At 66.8% G+C, this 22222-nt stretch carries 28 protein-coding genes; 1 reads left to right on the top strand and 27 read right to left on the bottom strand.

The window, feature by feature from the left end; all coding sequences use genetic code 11:
* Positions 1–2: 2 nt before the first annotated feature.
* The 25 genes from rpsH to QNI14_RS07950 all read right to left on the bottom strand — a co-directional run bounded on the left by rpsH (position 3) and on the right by QNI14_RS07950 (position 16698).
* Positions 3–401: a 30S ribosomal protein S8 gene (gene rpsH / locus QNI14_RS08070; RefSeq protein ID WP_283716022.1), complete on the bottom strand. Its 399-nt coding sequence runs from the start codon at positions 399–401 to the stop codon at positions 3–5.
* 134 nt (positions 402–535) lie between these two features.
* Positions 536–1126 (bottom strand): 50S ribosomal protein L5, encoded by a 591-nt coding sequence (gene rplE, locus QNI14_RS08065; protein WP_283716021.1) that lies wholly within the window; start codon positions 1124–1126, stop codon positions 536–538.
* Between the two features lie 2 nt (positions 1127–1128).
* On the bottom strand, positions 1129–1488 hold the full coding sequence (gene rplX / locus QNI14_RS08060) for a 50S ribosomal protein L24 (RefSeq protein WP_184215358.1): 360 nt from the start codon (positions 1486–1488) through the stop codon (positions 1129–1131).
* A 2-nt stretch (positions 1489–1490) separates the two neighbouring features.
* Positions 1491–1859: a 50S ribosomal protein L14 gene (gene rplN / locus QNI14_RS08055; protein WP_283716019.1), complete on the bottom strand. Its 369-nt coding sequence runs from the start codon at positions 1857–1859 to the stop codon at positions 1491–1493.
* 3 nt (positions 1860–1862) lie between these two features.
* Positions 1863–2189, bottom strand: coding sequence for a 30S ribosomal protein S17 (gene rpsQ / locus QNI14_RS08050; protein ID WP_283716018.1), 327 nt, complete (start codon positions 2187–2189; stop codon positions 1863–1865).
* Positions 2189–2503, bottom strand: a complete 315-nt coding sequence (rpmC, locus tag QNI14_RS08045) for a 50S ribosomal protein L29 (RefSeq protein WP_184215349.1) — start codon at positions 2501–2503, stop codon at positions 2189–2191. Before rpmC ends, rpsQ begins: the two co-directional genes overlap by 1 nt.
* Entirely contained in the window at positions 2503–2922 is a 420-nt protein-coding gene (gene rplP / locus QNI14_RS08040) for a 50S ribosomal protein L16 (RefSeq protein WP_184215346.1), read from the bottom strand. Before rplP ends, rpmC begins: the two co-directional genes overlap by 1 nt.
* Complete coding sequence (gene rpsC, locus QNI14_RS08035) at positions 2922–3680, bottom strand: 30S ribosomal protein S3 (protein WP_184215343.1); 759 nt, start codon at positions 3678–3680, stop codon at positions 2922–2924. The genes rplP and rpsC overlap by 1 nt, the downstream gene beginning before the upstream one ends.
* Positions 3680–4075: a 50S ribosomal protein L22 gene (gene rplV, locus QNI14_RS08030; protein WP_283716015.1), complete on the bottom strand. Its 396-nt coding sequence runs from the start codon at positions 4073–4075 to the stop codon at positions 3680–3682. Before rplV ends, rpsC begins: the two co-directional genes overlap by 1 nt.
* Before the next feature lie 42 nt (positions 4076–4117).
* Positions 4118–4399, bottom strand: coding sequence for a 30S ribosomal protein S19 (rpsS, locus tag QNI14_RS08025; protein WP_018187348.1), 282 nt, complete (start codon positions 4397–4399; stop codon positions 4118–4120).
* A 12-nt stretch (positions 4400–4411) separates the two neighbouring features.
* Positions 4412–5251, bottom strand: coding sequence for a 50S ribosomal protein L2 (gene rplB / locus QNI14_RS08020; RefSeq protein WP_283716013.1), 840 nt, complete (start codon positions 5249–5251; stop codon positions 4412–4414).
* 24 nt (positions 5252–5275) lie between these two features.
* Positions 5276–5572, bottom strand: coding sequence for a 50S ribosomal protein L23 (rplW, locus tag QNI14_RS08015; protein WP_283716012.1), 297 nt, complete (start codon positions 5570–5572; stop codon positions 5276–5278).
* The gene (gene rplD / locus QNI14_RS08010) at positions 5569–6231 is read right to left on the bottom strand and encodes a 50S ribosomal protein L4 (RefSeq protein WP_283716011.1); all 663 of its coding nucleotides are present in this window, start codon (positions 6229–6231) and stop codon (positions 5569–5571) included. The genes rplW and rplD overlap by 4 nt, the downstream gene beginning before the upstream one ends.
* Before the next feature lie 2 nt (positions 6232–6233).
* On the bottom strand, positions 6234–6893 hold the full coding sequence (rplC, locus tag QNI14_RS08005; RefSeq protein WP_283716010.1) for a 50S ribosomal protein L3: 660 nt from the start codon (positions 6891–6893) through the stop codon (positions 6234–6236).
* An 11-nt stretch (positions 6894–6904) separates the two neighbouring features.
* Positions 6905–7213: a 30S ribosomal protein S10 gene (gene rpsJ / locus QNI14_RS08000; RefSeq protein ID WP_018171443.1), complete on the bottom strand. Its 309-nt coding sequence runs from the start codon at positions 7211–7213 to the stop codon at positions 6905–6907.
* A gap of 357 nt (positions 7214–7570) precedes the next feature.
* Complete coding sequence (locus QNI14_RS07995; protein ID WP_430539260.1) at positions 7571–7813, bottom strand: hypothetical protein; 243 nt, start codon at positions 7811–7813, stop codon at positions 7571–7573.
* A 141-nt stretch (positions 7814–7954) separates the two neighbouring features.
* Entirely contained in the window at positions 7955–8170 is a 216-nt protein-coding gene (locus tag QNI14_RS07990) for an Rv0909 family putative TA system antitoxin (protein WP_283716007.1), read from the bottom strand.
* 137 nt (positions 8171–8307) lie between these two features.
* Positions 8308–9498: an elongation factor Tu gene (gene tuf, locus QNI14_RS07985; RefSeq protein WP_283716006.1), complete on the bottom strand. Its 1191-nt coding sequence runs from the start codon at positions 9496–9498 to the stop codon at positions 8308–8310.
* A gap of 148 nt (positions 9499–9646) precedes the next feature.
* A complete protein-coding gene (gene fusA / locus QNI14_RS07980; RefSeq protein ID WP_283716005.1) occupies positions 9647–11761 on the bottom strand; it encodes an elongation factor G in 2115 nt (704 codons plus the stop codon).
* A gap of 81 nt (positions 11762–11842) precedes the next feature.
* Complete coding sequence (rpsG, locus tag QNI14_RS07975) at positions 11843–12313, bottom strand: 30S ribosomal protein S7 (protein ID WP_018187368.1); 471 nt, start codon at positions 12311–12313, stop codon at positions 11843–11845.
* 5 nt (positions 12314–12318) lie between these two features.
* Positions 12319–12687: a 30S ribosomal protein S12 gene (gene rpsL, locus QNI14_RS07970; protein ID WP_018171438.1), complete on the bottom strand. Its 369-nt coding sequence runs from the start codon at positions 12685–12687 to the stop codon at positions 12319–12321.
* A gap of 279 nt (positions 12688–12966) precedes the next feature.
* On the bottom strand, positions 12967–14370 hold the full coding sequence (locus tag QNI14_RS07965; protein ID WP_283716002.1) for a DUF5684 domain-containing protein: 1404 nt from the start codon (positions 14368–14370) through the stop codon (positions 12967–12969).
* A 65-nt stretch (positions 14371–14435) separates the two neighbouring features.
* A complete protein-coding gene (locus tag QNI14_RS07960; protein WP_283716001.1) occupies positions 14436–15095 on the bottom strand; it encodes a spermidine/putrescine ABC transporter substrate-binding protein in 660 nt (219 codons plus the stop codon).
* Positions 15096–15134: 39 nt separating this feature from the next.
* On the bottom strand, positions 15135–15617 hold the full coding sequence (locus QNI14_RS07955; protein WP_283716000.1) for a DUF6121 family protein: 483 nt from the start codon (positions 15615–15617) through the stop codon (positions 15135–15137).
* A 4-nt stretch (positions 15618–15621) separates the two neighbouring features.
* Complete coding sequence (locus tag QNI14_RS07950; protein ID WP_283715999.1) at positions 15622–16698, bottom strand: ABC transporter; 1077 nt, start codon at positions 16696–16698, stop codon at positions 15622–15624.
* A 256-nt stretch (positions 16699–16954) separates the two neighbouring features.
* On the opposite strand from QNI14_RS07950, the gene QNI14_RS07945 reads away from it, so the two are divergent.
* Complete coding sequence (locus QNI14_RS07945) at positions 16955–17548, top strand: hypothetical protein (RefSeq protein WP_283715998.1); 594 nt, start codon at positions 16955–16957, stop codon at positions 17546–17548.
* Positions 17549–17552: 4 nt separating this feature from the next.
* Here the strand turns inward: QNI14_RS07945 and QNI14_RS07940 are convergent, their stop codons facing one another.
* Both QNI14_RS07940 and rpoC read right to left on the bottom strand, forming a co-directional pair.
* Positions 17553–18185, bottom strand: a complete 633-nt coding sequence (locus QNI14_RS07940) for a hypothetical protein (RefSeq protein WP_283715997.1) — start codon at positions 18183–18185, stop codon at positions 17553–17555.
* 121 nt (positions 18186–18306) lie between these two features.
* A complete protein-coding gene (gene rpoC / locus QNI14_RS07935) occupies positions 18307–22182 on the bottom strand; it encodes a DNA-directed RNA polymerase subunit beta' (RefSeq protein ID WP_283715996.1) in 3876 nt (1291 codons plus the stop codon).
* Between the last annotated feature and the right edge of the window lie 40 nt (positions 22183–22222).

The raw sequence follows: 22222 nt of genomic DNA, 5'->3' as shown, positions 1-22222 counted from the left end.
GATCACCACACGTAGGCGAGGACTTCCCCGCCGACGCCCTTCTGCTCGGCCTGGCGGTCCGTGAGGAGGCCAGAGGAGGTGGACAGGATGGCGACGCCGAGGCCACCGAGGACCTTGGGGAGCTCGGTCGACTTCGCGTACACGCGGAGACCGGGCTTCGAGACGCGCTTGATGCCGGCGATCGACCGCTCGCGGTTCGGGCCGTACTTCAGGGTCAGGGTGAGGGTCTGGCCGACACGGGCGTCGGAGACCTCCCAGCCGGAGATGTACCCCTCCTGCTGGAGGATCTCGGCGATGTGGGTCTTGAGCTTGGAGCTCGGCAGCGCCACGGAATCGTGGTGCGCGGAGTTCGCGTTGCGCAGACGGGTCAGCAGATCTGCGACCGGGTCTGTCATCGTCATAGGTGTTGTCCTTTTGTCATGCGGTTTCGGATGCCGTTACACGACAGCCGACCTTCGTGGCGTTGCGATATTCAGTTGTGCGCTCGTTCGGCCCCGGAGCACGCCCCGAGGCCGAACGATCGATCTTATCGGACTTACGCCTGAGCGTCAGCCGACTTGAACGGGAAGCCCAGGTGCTTGAGCAGCGCCCGACCCTCGGCATCCGTCTTCGCCGTGGTGACGATCGTGATGTCGAAGCCGCGAACGCGGTCGATCTTGTCCTGGTTGATCTCGTGGAACACGGACTGCTCCTGGAGACCGAAGGTGTAGTTGCCGTTGCCGTCGAACTGCTTGTCCGAGAGACCGCGGAAGTCGCGGATACGGGGCAGTGCGAGGTTGACGAGGCGGTCGACGAACTCCCACGCGCGGTCACCGCGGAGGGTGACGTGGGCACCGATGGCCTGGCCCTCGCGCAGCTTGAACTGCGCGATGGACTTGCGTGCCTTGGTGACGATCGGCTTCTGGCCGGTGATCTTGGTGAGGTCGTCGACCGCACCATCGATCACCTTGCTGTCGCGCGCAGCCTCACCGACACCGGTGTTGACGACGACCTTGACGAGACCGGGGATCTGCATGACGTTGGCGTAGCCGAACTCGTCCTGCAGGGCCTTCTTGATCTCGCCCTGGTACTTCTGCTTCAGGCGGGGCTGGATCTTGCCAGCCGCCGCGGCAGTTGCGTTGCTCATATTCAGAGGTCCTTGCCGCTCTTCTTGGCGTAGCGGACGCGAACGGTGCGCTTGACGCCGTCCTTCGTCTGCTCCTCGACGCGGTGGCCGACACGGGTCGGCTTCTTGGTCGACGGGTCGACCAGCGCCACGTTGGAGATGTGGATCGGGGCTTCCATCGTCTCGATGCCGCCCGTCTTGGTGCCGCGCTGCGACTGGCCGACGCGGGTGTGCTTCGTGACGTAGTTCACGCCCTCAACAACGACGCGGTTCTGCTCGACGAGGATCTCGAGGACCTTGCCCTGCTTGCCACGGTCGCCGCCCTTGTCCTGCTTGCGGCCGCTGATGACCTGAACCAGGTCACCCTTCTTGATGTTCGCCATGATCAGATGACCTCCGGGGCGAGCGAGACGATCTTCATGAACTTCTTGTCACGAAGCTCACGACCGACCGGTCCGAAGATACGGGTGCCGCGGGGCTCCCCATCGTTCTTCAGGATGACGGCGGCGTTCTCGTCGAACTTGATGTACGAACCGTCGGAACGACGGGTCGACTTGACGGTGCGGACGATGACGGCCTTGACCACATCGCCCTTCTTGACGTTTCCGCCCGGGATCGCGTCCTTGACGGTCGCCACGATGATGTCACCCACGCCCGCGTAACGGCGGTTCGAGCCACCGAGCACACGGATCGTGAGGAGCTGCTTGGCGCCGCTGTTATCGGCGACCTTGACGCGAGACTCGTTCTGGATCATTTCTTACTTCGCCTTCTCGAGAATCTCGACCAGGCGCCAGCGCTTCGTGGCGCTGAGCGGACGGGTCTCGTTGATGAGGACGAGGTCGCCGATACCTGCGGTGTTCAGCTCATCGTGAGCCTTCACCTTCGTCGTGCGACGCATGACCTTGCCGTAGAGCGGGTGCTTCACGCGATCCTCGACCTCGACGACGATGGTCTTGTCCATCTTGTCGCTGACGACGTAGCCACGACGCGCCTTGCGGTACCCGCGGGCGTTCTCGTCGCGGACGTCGTGGGCGGCCGACTCGTGGCCGGCGACCTCAGCGGCAGCTGCCTTCTTCTCAGCCATCACTCAGCCTCTTCCTTCACGGCCTCGTCAGCGGCATCCGCCTTCTTGGCCTTGGTCTTCTTCGCCTTCGTCGCCGTCTCGACCGGGGCGGGCGTGGCACGGATGCCGAGCTCGCGCTCACGGATGACGGTGTAGAGCCGCGCGATGTCGCGCTTGACAGCACGGATGCGGCCGTGGCTCTCGAGCTGACCGGTGGCCGACTGGAAGCGCAGGTTGAACAGCTCTTCCTTGGCCTTGCGGAGCTCCTCGACGAGGCGCTGGTCTTCGAACGTGTCCAGCTCGCTCGGGGCGAGCGTCTTGGTGCCGACAGCCATTACGCGTCGCCCTCCTCGCGCTTGATGATGCGTGCCTTGAGCGGCAGCTTGTGGATGGCACGGGTCAGGGCCTCACGAGCGAGTTCCTCGTTGACGCCCGCGACCTCGAAGAGGACGCGACCCGGCTTGACGTTGGCGACCCACCACTCCGGCGAACCCTTACCGGAACCCATGCGGGTTTCGGCCGGCTTCTTCGTGAGCGGACGGTCGGGGTAGATGTTGATCCACACCTTGCCGCCACGCTTGATGTGACGCGTCATCGCGATACGAGCGGACTCGATCTGACGGTTGGTCACGTAAGCGGGCGTCAGTGCCTGGATGCCGAACTCACCGAAGCTGACCTTGGTGCCACCGGTGGCGGCGCCGTCGCGCTTGGGGTGGTGCTGCTTGCGGTACTTGACCTTGCGGGGAATAAGCATCAGGCAGACGCTCCTTCTGCGACGGGGGCCTCGTTGCGGCGGTCGTTGCGGGGACCACGACGGTCGTCGCGACGACGGTCCGACTTGGGCGCGTTGGCCTGCTCGCGAGCGAGTTCCTTGTTGGTGAGGTCGCCCTTGTAGATCCAGACCTTCACGCCGATGCGGCCGAAGGTGGTCTTCGCCTCGTAGAAGCCGTAGTCGATGTTCGCGCGGAGCGTGTGCAGGGGCACACGGCCTTCGCGGTAGAACTCCGACCGGCTCATCTCGGCGCCGCCGAGGCGGCCGGAGACCTGGATGCGGATGCCCTTGGCACCGGCACGCTGGGCGCCCTGCAGGCCCTTGCGCATCGCGCGGCGGAACGCCACACGAGCGGAGAGCTGCTCGGCAATACCCTGCGCGACGAGCTGAGCGTCAGCCTCGGGGTTCTTGACCTCGAGGATGTTCAGCTGGATCTGCTTGCCGGTGAGCTTCTCGAGGTCGGCGCGGATGCGCTCGGCCTCGGCGCCGCGGCGGCCGATCACGATGCCCGGGCGGGCGGTGTGGATGTCGACGCGGACGCGGTCACGCGTGCGCTCGATCTCGATGTTGCTCACGCCGGCACGGTCGAGCGACGTCGTCAAAAGGCGACGGATCTTGACGTCCTCGGCCACGTAGTCGGCGTAACGCTGTCCGGGCTTCGTGGAGTCCGAGAACCAACGCGACACGTGGTCGGTGGTGATGCCGAGGCGGAAGCCGTACGGGTTGACCTTCTGTCCCATTACTTGCTCGCCTTCTTGTCCTTGGCAGCAGCCGTCTCAGCGACCTCGGGGGTCGAGAGCACAACCGTGATGTGGCTGGTGCGCTTCTTGATCTGGAACGCACGACCCTGGGCGCGGGGCTGGAAACGCTTGAGCGTCGTGCCCTCGTCCACGTACGCGTTGGCCACGTACAGGTCCTGCTCGTCCAGGAACTCGTTGTCCTTGTCGGCCTTCACGCGGGCGTTGGCGACCGCCGAGGCAACGAGCTTGTAGATGGGCTCGCTGGCGCTCTGCGGGGCGAACTTCAGGATGGCGAGAGCCTCCTGAGCCTGCTTGCCCTTGATGAGCGCGACGACACGACGAGCCTTCTGAGGGGTCACGCGGATGTGCTTCACGCGTGCGATGGATTCCACCATGTGTTTCTCCTCCTCTTTCTCTCTCTAGGGAGCGCCACCGCCTTAGCGGCGACGGCCCTTCTTGTCGTCCTTCTCGTGGCCGCGGAAGGTGCGGGTGGGCGCGAACTCGCCCAGCTTGTGACCGACCATGGTCTCGGACACGAACACGGGGATGTGCTTGCGTCCGTCGTGCACGGCGATCGTGTGACCCAGCATGGCCGGGATGATCATCGAACGACGCGACCAGGTCTTGATGACGTTCTTGGTACCCGCTTCGTTCTGCGAGACGACCTTGCGAAGCAGGTGCTCGTCGACGAAGGGGCCCTTCTTCAGGCTGCGAGGCATCTTCCTCTACTCCTACTTCCGCTTCTTGCCGGCGTTGCGACGGCGAACGATCAACTTGTCGCTTTCCTTGTTGGGGTGGCGGGTACGACCCTCAGCCTGGCCCCAAGGAGTGACGGGGTGACGTCCACCGGACGTCTTGCCCTCACCACCACCGTGCGGGTGGTCGACCGGGTTCATGGCGACACCACGGACGGTCGGGCGGACGCCCTTCCAGCGCTTGCGGCCGGCCTTGCCCCAGTTGATGTTCGACTGCTCGGCGTTGCCGACCTCGCCGATGGTCGCGCGGCAGCGCGCATCGACGTTGCGGATCTCGCCCGAGGGGAGACGCAGCTGGGCGTAGGGGCCGTCCTTCGCGACGAGGCGAACCGACGTGCCGGCCGAACGCGCCATCTTCGCACCGCCGCCGGGGCGGAGCTCGATCGCGTGGATGACCGTACCGGTGGGGATGTTGCGCAGCGGCAGGTTGTTGCCGGGCTTGATGTCAGCGCCGGCACCCGACTCGACGACGTCACCCTGCGACAGCTTGTTCGGGGCGAGGATGTAGCGCTTCTCACCGTCGAAGTAGTGCAGCAGCGCGATGCGCGCGGTGCGGTTGGGGTCGTACTCGATGTGAGCGACCTTGGCGTTGATGCCGTCCTTGTCGTTGCGACGGAAGTCGATCACGCGGTACTGGCGCTTGTGGCCACCACCGATGTGACGCGTCGTGATGCGGCCCTGGTTGTTGCGGCCACCGGTCTTCGACAGCGGACGAAGGAGCGACTTCTCGGGCGTCGATCGGGTGATCTCAGCGAAGTCGGCGACCGACGAACCGCGACGACCGGGGGTCGTGGGCTTGTACTTGCGAATAGCCATGTCTTGAGTCCTCTAATCCAGCTGTCAGCCGACGGCCGTGAAGATGTCGATGGTGCCCGACTTCAGGGTCACGATGGCGCGCTTGGTGTCCTTGCGCTTGCCGGTGCCGAAGCGGGTGCGGCGGGCCTTGCCCGGACGGTTCAGCGTGTTCACCGAAGCGACCTTGACGCCGAAGATCTTCTCGATCGCGAGCTTGATCTCGGTCTTGTCGGCGCGGGGGTCCACGAGGAACGTGTACTTACCCTCGTCGATGAGCCCGTAGCTCTTCTCCGAGACGACCGGCTTCAGGATGATGTCGCGCGGGTCCTTGTTGACGGTCATGCGGAGACCTCCGAGGTTTCGCCGGCCTTCGCAGCGACGAACGCGTCGTACGCGGCCTTGGTGAAGACGATGTCGTCCGAGACGAGCACGTCATAGGCGTTGAGCTGGTCGAACGTCAGCACGTGCACGTACGCGAGGTTGCGGGTGCTCTTGACGCTGAGTTCGTCGTCGCGGGTGATGACCACCAGGACGTTCTTCGTCGGGGCGAGCGACGCCAGGACCGATGCGGCGGCCTTGGTCGACGGGGCACCCTCGATGCCGAACGAGTCGACGATGTGCAGACGGCCACCACGAGCACGGTCGCTGAGCGCACCCAGGAGGGCGGCGGCGATCATCTTCTTGGGGGTGCGCTGCGAGTAGTTGCGCGGCTTGGGACCGTGCACGATGCCACCACCGGTCATGTGCGGCGCGCGGATCGAGCCCTGACGGGCGTTACCCGTGCCCTTCTGCTTGAAGGGCTTGCGGCCGGCGCCCGAGACCTCACCGCGACGCTTGGTCGAGTGGGTGCCCTGGCGAGCCGCCGCGAGCTGCGCGACGACGACCTGGTGGATGAGGGGGATGTTCGTCTTGACGTCGAAGATCGCGGCGGGCAGCTCCACGGAGCCTGCCTTCTTGCCGTCGGCCTTCACGACGTCGAGCGCGAGAGTCGAGTCAGCCATGTTCAGGCACCCTTCACTGCGTTGCGGACGTAGACGATGCGGCCACGAGCACCGGGGACGGCGCCCTTGACGAGCATGAGTCCCTTCTCGGCGTCGATGGCGTGCACCGTGAGGTTGAGGACGGTCACGCGCTCGCCACCCATACGGCCGGCCATGCGCATGCCCTTGAAGACGCGGCTCGGGGTCGACGATGCGCCGATCGAACCGGGCTTGCGGTGGTTGCGGTGTGCACCGTGCGAAGCCGAAACGCCCTTGAAGTTGTGGCGCTTCATGACACCCGCGGTGCCCTTGCCCTTGCTGGTGCCGACGACGTCGACCAGCTGGCCGGCCTCGAAGGTGCCGTCCACGGTGAGCTCCTGGCCCAGCGAGTAGTCAGCGGCGTCAGCCGTGCGGACCTCGGTGAGGTGACGGCGCGGGGTCACGCCGGCAGCCTCGAAGTGCGCGGTCTGCGGCTTGTTGACCTTGCGGGGGTCGATCTGCCCGTATGCGATCTGCACGGCCTTGTAGCCGTCCTTCTCGGGCGTACGGACCTGCGTGACCACGTTGGGCGCGATCTCGATGACGGTGACGGGAACGAGCTTGCCGTTCTCATCCCAGACCTGGGTCATGCCGAGCTTGGTGCCGAGCAGGCCCTTGGAAACCTTGGTGTTGATGTCAGCCATGATGATCGACCTCAGAGCTTGATCTCGATGTTGACGTCAGCCGGGAGGTCGAGACGCATCAGCGAGTCGACGGCCTTGGGCGTCGGGTCGATGATGTCGATGAGGCGCTTGTGGGTGCGCATCTCGAAGTGCTCGCGGCTGTCCTTGTACTTGTGGGGCGAACGGATGACTGCGATCACGTTCTTCTCGGTCGGAAGGGGCACCGGGCCCACGACCGTCGCGCCCGCACGGGTCACGGTGTCGACGATTTTGCGCGCCGACGAGTCGATGACCTCGTGGTCGTACGACTTCAGGCGAATGCGGATCTTCTGTCCCGCCATTGTTCACTCTCTTTCTCGCGTCTTACCTCGGGGGCATTGGACGCACGAGGCGCTTTCGCGCCGGGCACTCCCCCTCGAAGCCGAGGGATGCTGCACCGCTGTTTTGATGTCAATCCACGGGGCTGAGCTCGTGGCATCCGCTCCCCCGGCACGCACGCGTGCGGATCCGTTTCCGGGTGGGGTGTGGGGATGTGATGTTCTGCTGCCCGCGGCCTAGGTCATCGCGCGTCACCCGAAGGTTGCGCTGCCTATGCACTGCCCTGGCAGTGATCCCGCGCATGCGCGCAGGAATGTGGAACCTGTACAGTCTACGTGCCGTTCGGGCGTGTCGCAAACCCGGGCGTGTCGGATTTCGCCTCAGTCGGCGTGTCGCGGTCGGACCGGTCGGCCCGACCACCAAACGTACCCTCCGGAGAGCACGATCGCACCGCCCGCGATGACCGCCCACCAGGGGAATCGCGGGATGTCGGGGCGTTCGCCGGCGGCATCCACGTCCTTCTGCGGCGTCGGGATGACGCGCTCGGCGGTGACGAGGATGCGGTGACTGTTGACGCCCAGCGGCGTGCACGTGACGAGGGTCATGAGGTCTTCGCCGAGCACCGAAGTTTTCTTTTGAGCGTCAAGTGAACATCGGTTTACGAGACAGCTCTCATGTGAGTGGCCTCTGCGTCGGCTGGATACGGCCTGAACGCCGGAGGGGGTGGATGCCGCGGCATCCACCCCCTTAGTGTCCAATCGGAATCACTCGTTGCCGATGTGCCGATCCGCGGTGTCTCGCAGCTCGTCGACCTTCGCGTCGACCGAGTCCGGGGCGACCTTCTTCACGAACTCGGCAGCGGCGTCGAGGACGTTGTCGCTGACGCCCTCAGCCTGCTCCGACTGCAAGGTGTCCTGGATCTGGTCCTTGTGCTGCTCGAGGAATTCCTTGCCCTTGTTGACCACATCGTCGATACCCATGGCTGTTGCTCCCGTCCGTCAGGTGGGCCGAGCCGATCGCCCGGCGCGGTCAGTCTAGGTCCGCGGCGGATCGTGCGCCAGGGACGACGAAGGGGCCGGGCCCGAAGGCCCGACCCCTGTCGGTGTATCCGAAGAACTTACTTCAGGATCTTGGTCACCGTGCCGGCGCCGACGGTGCGGCCACCCTCACGGATCGCGAAGCCCAGACCGTCCTCCATGGCGATCGGCTGGATGAGCTCGACCGTCATGTCGGTGGTGTCACCGGGCATGACCATCTCGGTGCCCTCGGGCAGCGAGATGACGCCGGTCACGTCCGTGGTACGGAAGTAGAACTGCGGGCGGTAGTTCGTGTAGAAGGGGTTGTGACGGCCACCCTCCTCCTTCGAGAGGATGTAGGCGGTGCCCTCGAAGTTGGTGTGCGGCGTAACCGAACCCGGCTTCACGACAACCTGGCCACGCTCGACGTCGTCGCGCTTGAGACCACGGAGGAGCAGACCACAGTTCTCGCCGGCCCAGGCCTCGTCGAGCTGCTTGTGGAACATCTCGATACCCGTGACCGTGGTCTTCTGCGTCGGGCGGATGCCGACGATCTCGACCTCGGAGTTGATCGCGAGCGTGCCACGCTCGGCGCGGCCGGTGACGACCGTGCCACGACCGGTGATCGTGAAGACGTCCTCGATCGGCATGAGGAACGGCTTGTCCTTGTCACGCACGGGGTCGGGGATGTTCTCGTCAGCGGCATCCATGAGGTCGAGGATCGACTGGACCCACTTCTCGTCACCCTCGAGCGCCTTGAGGCCCGAGACGCGGACGACCGGAGCGTCCTCAGCGAAGCCCTGCGAAGCGAGGAGCTCCGAGACCTCGAGCTCGACGAGCTCCAGGATCTCCTCGTCCTCGACCATGTCGGCCTTGTTCAGCGCGACCATGAGGTACGGCACGCCGACCTGCTTGGCGAGCAGCACGTGCTCACGCGTCTGCGCCATCGGGCCGTCGGTAGCGGCGACCACGAGGATCGCGCCGTCCATCTGGGCAGCACCGGTAATCATGTTCTTGATGTAGTCAGCGTGACCCGGGGCGTCGACGTGTGCGTAGTGACGCTTCGGGGTCTCGTACTCGACGTGCGAGATGTTGATCGTGATACCACGCTGACGCTCTTCGGGAGCCGAGTCGATCGACGCGAAGTCACGCTGCACGTTGGTGGCCGACGGGAACTTGTCGGCGAGCACCTTCGAGATGGCAGCGGTGAGCGTGGTCTTGCCGTGGTCGACGTGACCGATCGTTCCGATGTTGACGTGCGGCTTGGTCCGCTCGAACTTGGCCTTGGCCACTGGGTCCTCCTCAGGACTTGTCGTGTAGTCGCCCGGGCGCTGGATTGCGACCGGGTTTCTACGGGGATGTTGTCAGTGTAGTTGACGTGTCGGTATTCAGTTTGGGCGGATGCCGGGAGCCGGAGCCCCCGGCATCCGAAGAGCGGTGTTACTCGCCCTTGGTCTTCTGGACGATCTCGTCGGCCACCGCGCGCGGCACCTCGGAGTAGCTGTCGAACTCCATCGAGTAGACCGCGCGGCCCGAGGTCTTCGAGCGCAGGTCGCCGATGTAGCCGAACATCTCCGAGAGGGGGACGAGCGCACGGACGATCTTGATGCCCGCGCCGTCCTCCATCGACTGGATCTGGCCACGACGCGAGTTCAGGTCGCCGATGACGTCGCCCATGTACTCCTCGGGAGTACGGACCTCGACGGCCATCAGCGGCTCGAGCAGCACGGGGCCGGCCTTGCGGACAGCCTCCTTGAAGCCCATCGAGCCCGCGATCTTGAACGCCATCTCCGAGGAGTCGACGTCGTGCGAGGCACCGTCGGTGAGGATCGCCTTCACGCCCACCATCGGGAAGCCGGCGAGCACGCCGACCTGCATCGCGTCCTGGAAGCCCTGGTTGGTCGGCTCGATGTACTCGCGGGGGATGCGACCACCCGTGACCTTGTTCTCGAACTCGTAGGTCTTGTCCGCGGTGACCTCCATCGGCTCGAGGCCGAACTGGATCTTTGCGAACTGACCCGAACCACCGGTCTGCTTCTTGTGGGTGTAGTCGTGACGCTCGACGACCTTCTTGATCGTCTCGCGGTACGCCACCTGCGGCTTGCCGACGTTCGCCTCGACGCGGAACTCGCGCTTCATGCGGTCGACGAGGATGTCGAGGTGCAGCTCGCCCATGCCCTTGATGACCGTCTGGCCGGTCTCGGGGTTGAGCTCGGTGCGGAAGGTCGGGTCCTCTTCGGCGAGCTTCTGGATGGCGACACCCAGCTTCTCCTGGTCGGCCTTCGTCTTCGGCTCGATCGCGACCTCGATGACAGGCTCGGGGAACGTCATCGACTCGAGGACGACCGGCTCGTTCGGGTCGGCCAGGGTGTCACCCGTGGTGGTGTCCTTCAGGCCGATGACGGCGTAGATGTTGCCCGCGGTGACCGCGTCGACCGGGTTCTCCTTGTTGGCGTGCATCTGGAAGATCTTCCCGATGCGCTCCTTCTTGCCCTTGGTCGAGTTGATGACCTGCGCGCCCGAGTCGAGCTGACCCGAGTAGACGCGGATGTAGGTCAGGCGACCGAAGAACGGGTGCACGGCGACCTTGAAGGCCAGTGCGGCGAACGGGTCGTTCGCGTCGGGGTGACGCTCGATGACCTTCTCTTCGTCCTTCGGGTCGTGCGCCTCGATGGCGGGCACGTCGAGGGGCGAGGGGAGGTAGTCGACGACCGCGTCGAGCATGGGCTGCACGCCGCGGTTCTTGAACGCGGAGCCGCAGAGCACGGGGTAGAGCTCGCCGGCGACGGTCATCTTGCGGATGGCGCCCTTGATCTCGGCCACGGTCAGCTCTTCGCCGCCGAAGAACTTCTCGAGGAGCTCTTCGTCACTCTCGGCGACGGTCTCCAGCAGCTGCTGGCGGTACTCCTCAGCACGGTCCTTGAGGTCCGCGGGGATCTCCTGGACTTCGTACTTGGCGCCCATGGTGACATCACCCTTGGCATCGCCGGGCCACACCAGGGCACGCATCTCGATGAGGTCGATGACGCCGACGAAGTCGTTCTCGGCACCGATCGGGAGCTGCAGCACGAGCGGCTTCGCGCCCAGGCGCTTCACGATCGTGTCGACGGTGAAGTAGAAGTCGGCGCCCAGCTTGTCCATCTTGTTGACGAAGCAGATGCGGGGGACGTCGTACTTGTCAGCCTGACGCCACACGGTCTCGGACTGGGGCTCGACACCCTCCTTGCCGTCGAAGACGGCGACGGCACCGTCGAGCACGCGGAGCGAACGCTCGACCTCGACCGTGAAGTCGACGTGTCCGGGGGTGTCGATGATGTTGATCTGGTTCTTGTTCCAGAAGCAGGTCACGGCGGCAGACGTGATCGTGATGCCGCGCTCCTTCTCCTGCTCCATCCAGTCGGTGGTCGAAGCACCGTCGTGCGTCTCACCGAGCTTGTGGTTGACACCCGTGTAGAAGAGGATGCGCTCGGTCGTCGTCGTCTTGCCGGCATCGATGTGCGCCATGATGCCGATGTTGCGGACCTTGTTGAGGTCGGTGAGCACTTCTTGTGCCACGGGGTGTCCTTTACGTGTGGTGTGCGGAGGTCGCGGGGTGACCGACCGGCAGGGTGTGCCGGCCGGTCACCGTGGCGCTGATTACCAGCGGTAGTGCGCGAAGGCGCGGTTCGACTCGGCCATCTTGTGGGTGTCTTCGCGGCGCTTGACCGCGGCACCCAGGCCGTTCGAGGCGTCGAGGATCTCGTTCTGGAGACGCTCGGTCATGGTCTTCTCACGGCGACCCTTGGCGTACGAGACGAGCCAGCGCAGCGCGAGCGTGTTCGCGCGGTGCGGCTTGACCTCGACGGGAACCTGGTAGGTCGAGCCACCGACGCGGCGGCTCTTGACCTCGAGGGTGGGGCGGACGTTGTCGAGCGCCTTCTTGAGCGTCGCGACGGCGTCCTGGCCGTTCTTCGCCTCGACACCCTTGAGGGCGTTGTAGACGATGGCCTCGGCGATCGACTTCTTGCCGTCGACGAGGATCTTGTTCACCAGCTGGGTGACGATCGGAGCACCGTAGACCGGGTCGTTGACGACGACGCGGCGGGGTGCGGGTCCCTTGCGAGGCATCTAACTCAACCCTTCTTCGCGCCGTAGCGGCTACGAGCCTGCTTACGGTTCTTGACTGCCTGGGTGTCCAGGGCGCCACGGACGATCTTGTAACGCACACCGGGGAGGTCCTTCACACGACCACCGCGGACCAGCACGAGCGAGTGCTCCTGCAGGTTGTGGCCCTCGCCGGGGATGTAGGCGGTGACCTCGGTGCCGTTGCGGAGCTTCACACGAGCGACCTTGCGCATCGCCGAGTTCGGCTTCTTGGGGGTGGTGGTGTACACGCGAGTGCAGACACCCGCCTGCTGCGGGTTCGCCTTGAGCGCGGGCGCCTTGGTCTTCGAGACCTTGGGCGAGCGACCCTTGCGAACCAACTGCTGAATGGTTGGCACGTTCTCTCCTTGTCGATCTGCGCGGAGCTTTCGCCCGGCGCAGGTGCTGCACGGTGACAGCGTTCGTGGTTTCACCACAGATCCATCGCGCGCCGGATTCCGGCGGGCTTTTGGGTGATGGATATGCCGTGGGGGCGACCTGTTCGCAGGCCGGTCCCTGTGTGGCTCGTGCACCTGATCGCACCGGGGCACGAAACAGGGCGCGCACGCGCGCACACCCGGTCAATGATACGCCGTATGACGGAGGAGGGTCAAACGCGCTCGGATGTCGAGAAGAGGTCAGTCTCCGAGCTCGACGCGCTGCAACCGGAGCGCGGCATCCCCAAGCAGGAATCGGTCCGCGACCTCGACTTCCGTGCCCGGCTCGAGCTCGATGTCGGTGCCGAGCAGACTCGGCAGCAGGACGCCGTTCGTGGAGTCCAGATCGGTGATGTGCCAGGCATCGCCGCGGCGCTCGAGCCGCGCGTGGGTCTTCGACACGGTACGGGTCGGATCGATGATCGTGACGAGTTGGGCACGCGGATGCCGCGGCTCGGCGGCCGGGTGGCGGCCGAGGATCACGACGTCTGCCTCGAGCGGGATCGGCGCACCCGACGGTGGTACGAGCTCCCATACGGCCCGGCGCCGCCGGACCATCACGGTCTGGTCCACGTCGTCGAGATCGTCGCCCGTCGCTTCCGCTTCGTCACGATGCTGCGCGGACACCGACCGAGTCGCCGAAACCGGGGCACCGGCCGCGGGTGATCCGACGACAGCGGAGACCTCGCCGGTGAGCTCCGGGAACACATTCCGCTCATCGACCGGATCGGGTTCGGACGGCGCGGCCGGCTCGTGTCGCGCCGGCGCAGGGCTCCGCGTCACGGGGGCATCCGCTCCCCGACCCGGGACCTCGGAGATGACCGCATCATCACCGGCCGCGACCGGCGGGCTCACGAAGGAGGCGCCCGCCGAAGCGGCACTCGGCGCCGCGCTCGGGGGGAACGGCGCCGGGGAGATCGCGGAGACCTCGTCGACCTCTGCCTGCCAGTCGGGCGTCGAACGGGGATGAGGCATCGGGACGGTCGGCTCATGCCCGGGCGGCATCCCTACAACGGGAGTCGGCGCGGGCGGGAGCGGTGGCGGGGCGACGGGTCCCGCCGGCGGAGGTGGCGCCCACGACTGCGGGGCCACCGCGGCGGCGTGCGGAGCCGGCGGCGGCGTCGTGAGGCCACCCGGCCACGGAGCCGGAGGTGCAGATGTGAACGGGGCGTACGGCGGCGACGCTCCCGTCGGCGGCGGCAGGGTTGGCCGCGCAGCGACGGGACGCGCGCCGCGCCAAGGCGCGGGGCCGAACCCGACGATCGTTGCCCAGACCGGGAAGAGCAGTGCAGCGAGCGCCGTCATCCCACCGCCGTAGCCGAACCCACGGTTGAGCTTGTGGGCCGACATGACCACGAGGACCGTGACAGCGAGTTGTCCGAGCCCTGGAATCAGCGAGAAGAGCACCAGCCACGGCGAGAACCCGCCCCACTTCAAGACCGTCGCGATGTTGAGGAACGGCACCCATCCGCGCCAGGGCTCCTCGCCGAGCTTGCGGAACAACGCGGACAGCGCGAGCGCTACCCATGCATAGATGCCCACCAACAGCACGAAGCTGAGCAGGCCGATGACGGCGTTCGCGGCGCTGTCGACACCCGAATTCATGGGACCACCCTATTCAGCATTCGATGTCAGGTCAGCACTCGGCGACCGTCCCGGATCGGGGCGAATCAGAGTCCGGGGAGCCCGTCGCGAGGGTCGAACGGCGCATCCAGTGAGCGGGTCAGCTCCTCGAGCATCGCCGCGATCTGCGGCTCGACGTACTGACCGACGGCGGCCTGGATCCGCAGTCGATGGCGGAGCAGGATCGTGCAGACCTCGCGACCGATCATGCTCGCGTACTCGTCGGCGAGGCGGACCTCCTGCCGGAGCGCCGCTTTGGCGTCGTCCGACAGCGGCGGCAGCGCCGGGACCGAGGCATCCGCTTCGTCGGCGAGCCCGGCGATGGTGAACAGGAACGGCGAGCCCGGCACCGGGTCGGGATCCAGTGGCAGGCCTTCGAACTCGGGCTCCAGCCCCTCGGCCGGACGGTAGCTCCGCGAGCGGTTGCGCGCCGCCTGCGTGTCGAGCTCGCCCTGCAGCATCGGCAGATTCCGCGATGTGTACTGCGCGACCGCATGGTCGACGATCGTCTTCACGCGCGTCGACAGGCCGTGTTGCACACCGTGCGGAACGTCGGACCCGAGGCCGGCCGCAGAGAGGACCGGAGAACCGAGGCAGCGGCGGCACGGCGCGACGCGACCACGATGGGTCGCCGGCTCCCAGCGCGGCAACCATCGCAGCCAGGCATCCACTGCCAGGCTGACCTGCGTCTCGAGCGAGCGCTCCACGGTGACCATTGTCGCGGAAACCGCGGGAAATCGCTGGATTCAGGACTCGCCGTCGTCGTCCTCGCGTTCCCACGGCCACTCCGGTCGGTGCGCCCTCGTCCGCACCAGGGCGACCGCGACCCATCCCGCGATCGCCGCCGCCGCCGCGAGGACGAGTGCGAACCATGACAGCGCGAAGGCGCCGGATGCCGCGACGGCTCGGGCCGGGTCCACACCGGTGAAGACGGCACCGAGCGCAAGACCGAACGGATAGGCGAGGTACACCGCCCCCGCCGACCAGGCTGCGGCCCCGTACGTCGGCCGCGGCTGCCTGAGCGCCCACAGCAGCAGGAGCTGCAGGACCGCGACCGACAGGCAGAAACCGACGACACCTGCGATGTTGCCGAGACCGCGGGTCGCGACCACATCGGTGTCGGTGAGCAGGCTCGCGAACCCGAGGCCGCAGATGCTCAGCGCCCCGAACCCGCCCGTCGACAGGAAGGCGGCGAGTGTCGGCGTGACGCCGGGACGCGCCTCGTCCACCGGCTCAGTACTGGTGGAGCTGCGGACCGGCCTCGAGCGTGCGCTCGTACTCGCGCTGTGCCTCGTCGTTCAGCTCGGTGATGCGACGACCGCGCGCCGATGCCCATGCACCGAACCAGACCGTGACCTCGCGCCCGAGGACGAACGCGATGACCGCGAGCGGGGCGAGGAGGTGCTCACCGATCAGCGTCGCTGCCTGCGACGGGGCGATCGACCAGAACGGTGCCGCAACGAGCTGTCCGAGCAGGTAGCCGCCGTACGACACCGCGCCGACGAGAAGACCGAGCACGACCCACAGTCCCCAGCGACCCCGGTTGATGAACGCGCCCAGCAGCCAGAATCCGAGGAAGAAGACGACCACCGGGACCCAGAATGCGGCCGTCGAGAGGGCGGACACAGCAGCCATCGGAAGGTCGGCGAGGGCGATCCCGTTCTCCCACGCTGCGAAGCCGAGCACGGCTGCGAGGTAGAGGACGGCGAACACGAGGGCGGCGAGCAGGCCGATCGCGCCGATCACACCACGGTTGCCGCGCGGGCGCGGGGCCTCGGGCGCCTGGACGAAGATGGGCTGCTGCGAGTACACCGCGGTCGGTGCGGCCGCTTCGGGCGCGCGGTCGGCGAGGGGCGCGGCATCCACCCGCTCCGTCACCGCCTCGCTCCGCGTGATCGGCTCGCTGTGCGTGACCGGCTCACTGGGGGTCACCGTGGCCGGCGTCTCGTTCGCGTGCGCGTACGCGGCGGTGGCGGCAGCGGGAGCGGATGCCGCGTCGGTGGCGTCCGGCTGGGGACGGTACAGCGGCTCGCTCGAGACGGCGGAGGCGGGCACCGCGGACTCGTCATCGGCGTACTTGCCGTAGTCGACACCGAGGTCGGACCCGCGGTCGGTGAACGAGAACGAGGCGTCGCCACGGTCGGAGGTGCGCGAGGCCGCCTCGGCGTCGGCGAGACTGTCGTTGGCGCTGCCCACGACGTCGTCGACCGCGGGCTGCTCGGGCGTGGTCTCCTCGACCGGGTCGCCGTAGGCGGCGTCGCCGTCACGCGTGTTCTCGGGGGTGCGCTCGCCGTTGCTGGGGTCGCTCATTGCCGTGTACTCCTCACGCGGGGCGCGCGCCACCGCACCTGGAAGCGTATCCCTGGCGTGAGAGCCTGCCCCGCAGGCGTGCCGACGTGTCCCGACCCCGGATCTCCGGGCGTGTCCACGCATCGAGAGACCCCCTGTTGCCGACCGCTCCCCGTCATGCCGGTGCGGAAGGAGCGCACTCGACACGAAGGGGATGTCTCGGCGGGCACGGTCGGATGCGCCGGGCTCCCGGGGTGCGGCGCGTATCGTGAAGGGCATGAGGATCGGGGTGCGTGCTGGGGCGACAATCGCCCTCACAGCTGCAGCACTCGCGGTCACGGCGTGCGCACCGGAGCCGGATGCCGCACCGACCCAGACCGTGCTGCCCTCCCCCACTCCGACCGTCACCCCCGTCCCGATTGCGGACTTCCCGTTCGGCCCGTCCACGTCGATCACGGCGCTCCCCGAGGACTGCGCGAGCATCCTCACCGACGAGATCCTCACCTCGCTCGAAGGGATTCCGCTCAATGCCGCGGGCACGGGGGGCGGCATCCGTCCCGACAGCAGCCGCGTGTGCGTGTGGGCGGACCCCGGCGCCAGCATGACCCGCCTCGTCACCGTCGTCGGCTACGCGCCGGAGCGCGAAGCGCGCGATGCGTTGTACCTGCTCGGCGTCGAGGACGGCTACCTCTGCTACGAACCCGACGACGGCATCCGCTGCGAGAAGACCTGGGAAGAAGGCCCGCTCGAGCTCACCCAGGGGCGCACTGTCTACTGGCGCGACGGCGTCGCGGTCGACACGCAGTACTCGAACCTCGCACCGCAGGGGTACACCGCGGCGATCGTCGACGCGCTCTGGCCCGACGACTGAGCCGTCAGTCCTGCGCCGCCCACGCGGCTTCCGCAACGCGACGAGCATGCCCAGACGGATGCCACGCATCCTCGGACGTCGACACCCAGAGCCCGCCGCCGGTCTCGATCGTCTCGACGAGGTCGCCATCCGTCCGGGTGCACAGGGTCCGACTGTCTCGGACGTCGCACGCGAAGCCGACGGTCGGGAGCGCGGATGCCGCGATCGCCCCGGCATCCGTCGGCACCGACGCGACCGTCGTCGACACCGACCCGACATCCGCCGTCCAGGTGCAGGTCATCGACACCTCGGGCAGCAGCGCATCGACCAGCGCGGTCGCGGAGCTCTGCGGTGCGTCCGTCGACGCGACGAGTTCAGCGCCCGACGTCCACCGCATCGACGCCCACAGGGCGTCGTCGTACAGGTCGCGGCACTCGTCGAACGCCGCAGGATCGACGGGCGTCTCAGAGGGCTCGGGCGCCGGCGGCGCGGCATCCGGATCGAAGAAGCGCTGGACCTCGGTGAACGCCCCCGCGAACCATCCCGACGTGGCGGGGAACAACGGCAGCGCGACCACGATCATCGCGATCACGACCGCCGCGCACACGACGCCCACGAACCACGCGAACACCGTGTTGCGTCCCCCCACCGAAGCCATGCCTCAACGGTACGTCGCCGTCTCGCGGATGCCGCGCCGCACCGCCGCCGGAAACGACGACGGCCCCCCGGATCAGATCCAGAAGGGGATCAGATCCAGAGGGCCGTCGTGCGGATGGTGCTTAGTTGTAGCTGCCCGGCGTGAAGTCGTCGGTCGAGAAGCTGTCGAAGTCGACGTAGCTCAGGTCGGCGTCGCTGTACGCGCCGTCCGAAGCGAAGATGCGGTTGGGGTACCGCTCGCTCTTCGCCTCCTCCGTCGCCTCGACGGTGACGTTGCGGTACTTCGCAAGGCCGGTGCCGGCGGGGATGAGCTTTCCGATGATGACGTTCTCCTTTAGGCCGACGAGCGGGTCGCTCTTGCCCTCCATGGCCGCCTGCGTGAGGACGCGGGTGGTCTCCTGGAACGACGCGGCCGACAGCCACGACTCGGTCGCGAGCGACGCCTTCGTGATACCCATCAGCTCGGGACGACCCGACGCGGGGCGCTTGCCCTCGGCGACCGCCTCGCGGTTGAGCTGCTGGTAGCGCTTGAAGTCGACGAGCTCGCCCGGGAGCAGCTCGGTCTCGCCGTGGTCGACGACGGTGACCTTGCGGAGCATCTGACGGACGATGACCTCGATGTGCTTGTCGTGGATCGGCACACCCTGCGAGCGGTAAACACCCTGGACGCCGTTCACGAGGTACTTCTGCACTTCGCGGGCACCCATGACACGCATGACCTCCTTGGGGTCGAGCGTGCCGACCTGCAGGGGCTCACCGACCGAGACGCGCTGGCCGTCCTCGACGAGGAGGGTGGCGCGCTTGAGGACCGGGTAGACGTGCGGCTCATCGCCGTTGTCGGGCGTCAGGATGACCTTCTTGGCCTTGTCGGTCTCGTCGATCTTGATGACACCGTCAGCCTCGGCGATCGGGGACGAACCCTTGGGGGTACGCGCCTCGAACAGCTCCTGCACGCGGGGAAGACCCTGCGTGATGTCGTCTGCCGACGCCGAACCACCGGTGTGGAACGTACGCATCGTCAGCTGGGTACCGGGCTCACCGATCGACTGTGCCGCGATGATGCCGACGGCCTCACCGATGTCGACGAGCTTGCCGGTCGCGAGCGAACGGCCGTAGCACTTCGCGCAGACACCGACGGCCGAGTCGCAGGTGAGCACCGAGCGGACCTTGATGGTCTCGATGCCGCCGGCGACCAGCTTGTCGATGAGCACGTCGCCCACGTCGTCGCCGGCCTCAGCGAGCACCGTGCCCTGCGCGTCGACGACGTCGGCGGCGAGGGTACGGGCGAAGACCGAGTTCTCGACGTTGGCGTCACGCACGAGCGTGCCGGTCGCGTCGGGAGCGGCGATGACGAACTCGAGGCCCTTGCCGGTGCCGCAGTCCTCTTCGCGGATGATGACATCCTGCGAGACGTCCACGAGGCGACGGGTCAGGTAACCCGAGTCGGCGGTACGGAGTGCGGTGTCGGCGAGACCCTTACGGGCACCGTGGGTGGCGATGAAGTACTCCGCGACCGACAGACCCTCGCGGTACGAGGAGATGATCGGGCGGGGGATGATCTCACCCTTGGGGTTGTTCACCAGGCCTCGCATACCCGCGATGTTGCGGATCTGCAGCCAGTTACCACGGGCACCCGAGCTCACCATGCGGTTGATGGTGTTGTCTGCCGGGAAGTTGTCCCGCATCGCCTTCTGGACCTCGTCGGTGGCCTCGGTCCAGATCTTGATGAGCTCCTGGCGACGCTCGGCGTCGGTGGTGAGACCCTTCTCGAACTGACCCTGGACCTTGGCGGCCTGCTTCTCGTAGGCGCCGACGATCTCCTTCTTGTTCGGCGGCGTGAGGACGTCGCTGAGGGCGACGGTCACACCCGAACGGGTGGCCCAGTAGAAACCGGCGTCCTTGATCCGGTCGAGGGATGCCGCGACCTCGGTCTTCGGGTACTCCTCGGCGAGCTTGTTGACGATCTGCGACAGCTTGCCCTTGTCGGCCTGCTCGCGGACGAACGGGTAGCCCTTGGGGAGCGTGTCGTTGAAGATCGCCTGACCCAGCGAGGCGTCGACGAGACCGTGACGCTCGTAGCCCTCGGGAGCTTCGCCCTCGAGGAAGGTGAGACCGGGCACGCGGATGCGGACCTTGGCCTGCAGGTCGAGGGTGCCCTCGTCCTTGGCCAGGATCGCCTCGCCGACCGAACCGAACACGCGGCCCTCGCCGGCTGCGCCTTCCTTGAGCGTGGTCAGGTGGTGGAGACCGATGATCATGTCCTGCGAGGGCAGGGTCACCGGGCGGCCGTCCGACGGCTTCAGGATGTTGTTCGACGCGAGCATGAGCACGCGGGCCTCGGCCTGCGCCTCGACCGAGAGCGGCAGGTGGACAGCCATCTGGTCACCGTCGAAGTCGGCGTTGAACGCCGCGCACACGAGCGGGTGCAGCTGGATGGCCTTGCCCTCGACGAGCTGCGGCTCGAAGGCCTGGATGCCCAGGCGGTGCAGGGTGGGTGCACGGTTCAGGAGCACCGGGCGCTCGCGGATGATCTCCTCGAGCACGTCCCAGACCTCGGGACGGGTGCGCTCGACGGCACGCTTGGCGGCCTTGATGTTCTGCGAGTGACCGAGGTCGATGAGGCGCTTGATCACGAACGGCTTGAAGAGCTCGAGCGCCATCTGCTTGGGCAGACCACACTGGTGCAGCTTCAGCTGCGGGCCGACGATGATGACCGAACGGCCCGAGTAGTCGACGCGCTTGCCGAGCAGGTTCTGGCGGAAACGACCCTGCTTTCCCTTCAGCATGTCGCTGAGGGACTTGAGGGCACGGTTGCCGGTACCGGTGACGGGGCGACCGCGGCGGCCGTTGTCGAACAGCGCGTCGACGGCCTCCTGCAGCATCCGCTTCTCGTTGTTGACGATGATCTCGGGGGCACCGAGGTCGATCAGGCGACGGAGACGGTTGTTGCGGTTGATCACGCGACGGTAGAGATCGTTCAGGTCGGAGGTGGCGAAGCGGCCACCGTCGAGCTGGACCATCGGGCGAAGCTCCGGCGGGATGACCGGGACGACGTCCAGGACCATCGACGCCGGCGACATGCCGGTCGACAGGAACGAGTTGACGACCTTGAGGCGCTTGATCGCGCGGATCTTGCGCTGGCCCTTGCCCTCGGAGATCTGCAGGTGCAGCGACTCGGCCTCGGCGGCCAGGTCGAACGCCTCGAGGCGACGCTTGATCGACTCGGCGCCCATGTAGGCCTCGAAGTACTGGCCGAAGCGGTCCTGGAGCTCCTGGAAGATGTCGTCTTCCTGCTTGAGCTGGCCGACCTCGAGGCCGCGGAACTCGTCCCACATGCGCTCGAGCTTGGCGACCTGCTCGTCACCGCGCTTGCGGATCGTCGCCATCTCCTTCTCGGCGGCGTCCTTGACCTTCTTCTTCTGGTCGGCCTTGGCACCCTCGGCCTCGAGCGCGGCGAGCTCGTCCTCCAGCTTCTGGAGGCGGTCGGCGACGCGAGCATCGCGACGGTCCGCGATGTTCTTGATCTCGAGGCGCAGGTTCGACTCGTGCGTCGGGAGGTCGCGGTGACGCGCCTCCTCGTCGACCGAGATCACCATGTAGGCGGCGAAGTAGATGACCTTCTCGAGGTCCTTCGGCGCCATGTCGAGCAGGTAGCCCAGGCGCGACGGGACGCCCTTGAAGTACCAGATGTGGGTGACGGGGGCGGCGAGCTCGATGTGGCCCATGCGCTCACGACGGACCGAGCTCTTGGTGACCTCGACGCCGCAGCGCTCGCAGACGATGCCCTTGAAGCGGACGCGCTTGTACTTGCCGCAGGCGCACTCCCAGTCGCGGGAGGGGCCGAAGATCTGCTCGCCGAAGAGGCCGTCCTTCTCGGGCTTGAGCGTGCGGTAGTTGATGGTTTCGGGCTTTTTGACCTCACCGAAGGACCAACGACGGATGTCGTCGGCGGTGGCGAGACCGATGCGAAGCTGATCGAAGGTGTGTGACTCGAGCACTGATTCTCCTGTGTCGGAATTTGAGTTCGTACCGGTGCGG

The sequence above is a fragment of the Microbacterium dauci genome, assembly GCF_030065535.1.
GTDB classification, from domain to species: Bacteria; Actinomycetota; Actinomycetes; order Actinomycetales; family Microbacteriaceae; genus Microbacterium; species Microbacterium dauci.
Note: the sequence above shows the minus strand (reverse complement) of the source record. Positions and strands in the feature narration are given on the sequence as shown.

What these genes read in the sequence shown, in the direction of transcription:
- rpsH (WP_283716022.1), bottom strand. Translation starts at nt 401, where the DNA reads ATGACGATGACAGACCCGGTCGCAGATCTGCTGACCCGTCTGCGCAAC.
- rplE (WP_283716021.1), bottom strand. Translation starts at nt 1,126, where the DNA reads ATGAGCAACGCAACTGCCGCGGCGGCTGGCAAGATCCAGCCCCGCCTG.
- rplX (WP_184215358.1), bottom strand. Translation starts at nt 1,488, where the DNA reads ATGGCGAACATCAAGAAGGGTGACCTGGTTCAGGTCATCAGCGGCCGC.
- rplN (WP_283716019.1), bottom strand. Translation starts at nt 1,859, where the DNA reads ATGATCCAGAACGAGTCTCGCGTCAAGGTCGCCGATAACAGCGGCGCC.
- rpsQ (WP_283716018.1), bottom strand. Translation starts at nt 2,189, where the DNA reads ATGGCTGAGAAGAAGGCAGCTGCCGCTGAGGTCGCCGGCCACGAGTCG.
- rpmC (WP_184215349.1), bottom strand. Translation starts at nt 2,503, where the DNA reads ATGGCTGTCGGCACCAAGACGCTCGCCCCGAGCGAGCTGGACACGTTC.
- rplP (WP_184215346.1), bottom strand. Translation starts at nt 2,922, where the DNA reads ATGCTTATTCCCCGCAAGGTCAAGTACCGCAAGCAGCACCACCCCAAG.
- rpsC (WP_184215343.1), bottom strand. Translation starts at nt 3,680, where the DNA reads ATGGGACAGAAGGTCAACCCGTACGGCTTCCGCCTCGGCATCACCACC.
- rplV (WP_283716015.1), bottom strand. Translation starts at nt 4,075, where the DNA reads ATGGTGGAATCCATCGCACGCGTGAAGCACATCCGCGTGACCCCTCAG.
- rpsS (WP_018187348.1), bottom strand. Translation starts at nt 4,399, where the DNA reads ATGCCTCGCAGCCTGAAGAAGGGCCCCTTCGTCGACGAGCACCTGCTT.
- rplB (WP_283716013.1), bottom strand. Translation starts at nt 5,251, where the DNA reads ATGGCTATTCGCAAGTACAAGCCCACGACCCCCGGTCGTCGCGGTTCG.
- rplW (WP_283716012.1), bottom strand. Translation starts at nt 5,572, where the DNA reads ATGACCGTCAACAAGGACCCGCGCGACATCATCCTGAAGCCGGTCGTC.
- rplD (WP_283716011.1), bottom strand. Translation starts at nt 6,231, where the DNA reads ATGGCTGACTCGACTCTCGCGCTCGACGTCGTGAAGGCCGACGGCAAG.
- rplC (WP_283716010.1), bottom strand. Translation starts at nt 6,893, where the DNA reads ATGGCTGACATCAACACCAAGGTTTCCAAGGGCCTGCTCGGCACCAAG.
- rpsJ (WP_018171443.1), bottom strand. Translation starts at nt 7,213, where the DNA reads ATGGCGGGACAGAAGATCCGCATTCGCCTGAAGTCGTACGACCACGAG.
- QNI14_RS07990 (WP_283716007.1), bottom strand. Translation starts at nt 8,170, where the DNA reads ATGGGTATCGACGATGTGGTCAACAAGGGCAAGGAATTCCTCGAGCAG.
- rpsG (WP_018187368.1), bottom strand. Translation starts at nt 12,313, where the DNA reads ATGCCTCGCAAGGGACCCGCACCCCGCCGCGTCGTCGTCAACGACCCG.
- QNI14_RS07965 (WP_283716002.1), bottom strand. Translation starts at nt 14,370, where the DNA reads ATGAATTCGGGTGTCGACAGCGCCGCGAACGCCGTCATCGGCCTGCTC.
- QNI14_RS07950 (WP_283715999.1), bottom strand. Translation starts at nt 16,698, where the DNA reads ATGAGCGACCCCAGCAACGGCGAGCGCACCCCCGAGAACACGCGTGAC.
- QNI14_RS07945 (WP_283715998.1), top strand. Translation starts at nt 16,955, where the DNA reads ATGAGGATCGGGGTGCGTGCTGGGGCGACAATCGCCCTCACAGCTGCA.
- QNI14_RS07940 (WP_283715997.1), bottom strand. Translation starts at nt 18,185, where the DNA reads ATGGCTTCGGTGGGGGGACGCAACACGGTGTTCGCGTGGTTCGTGGGC.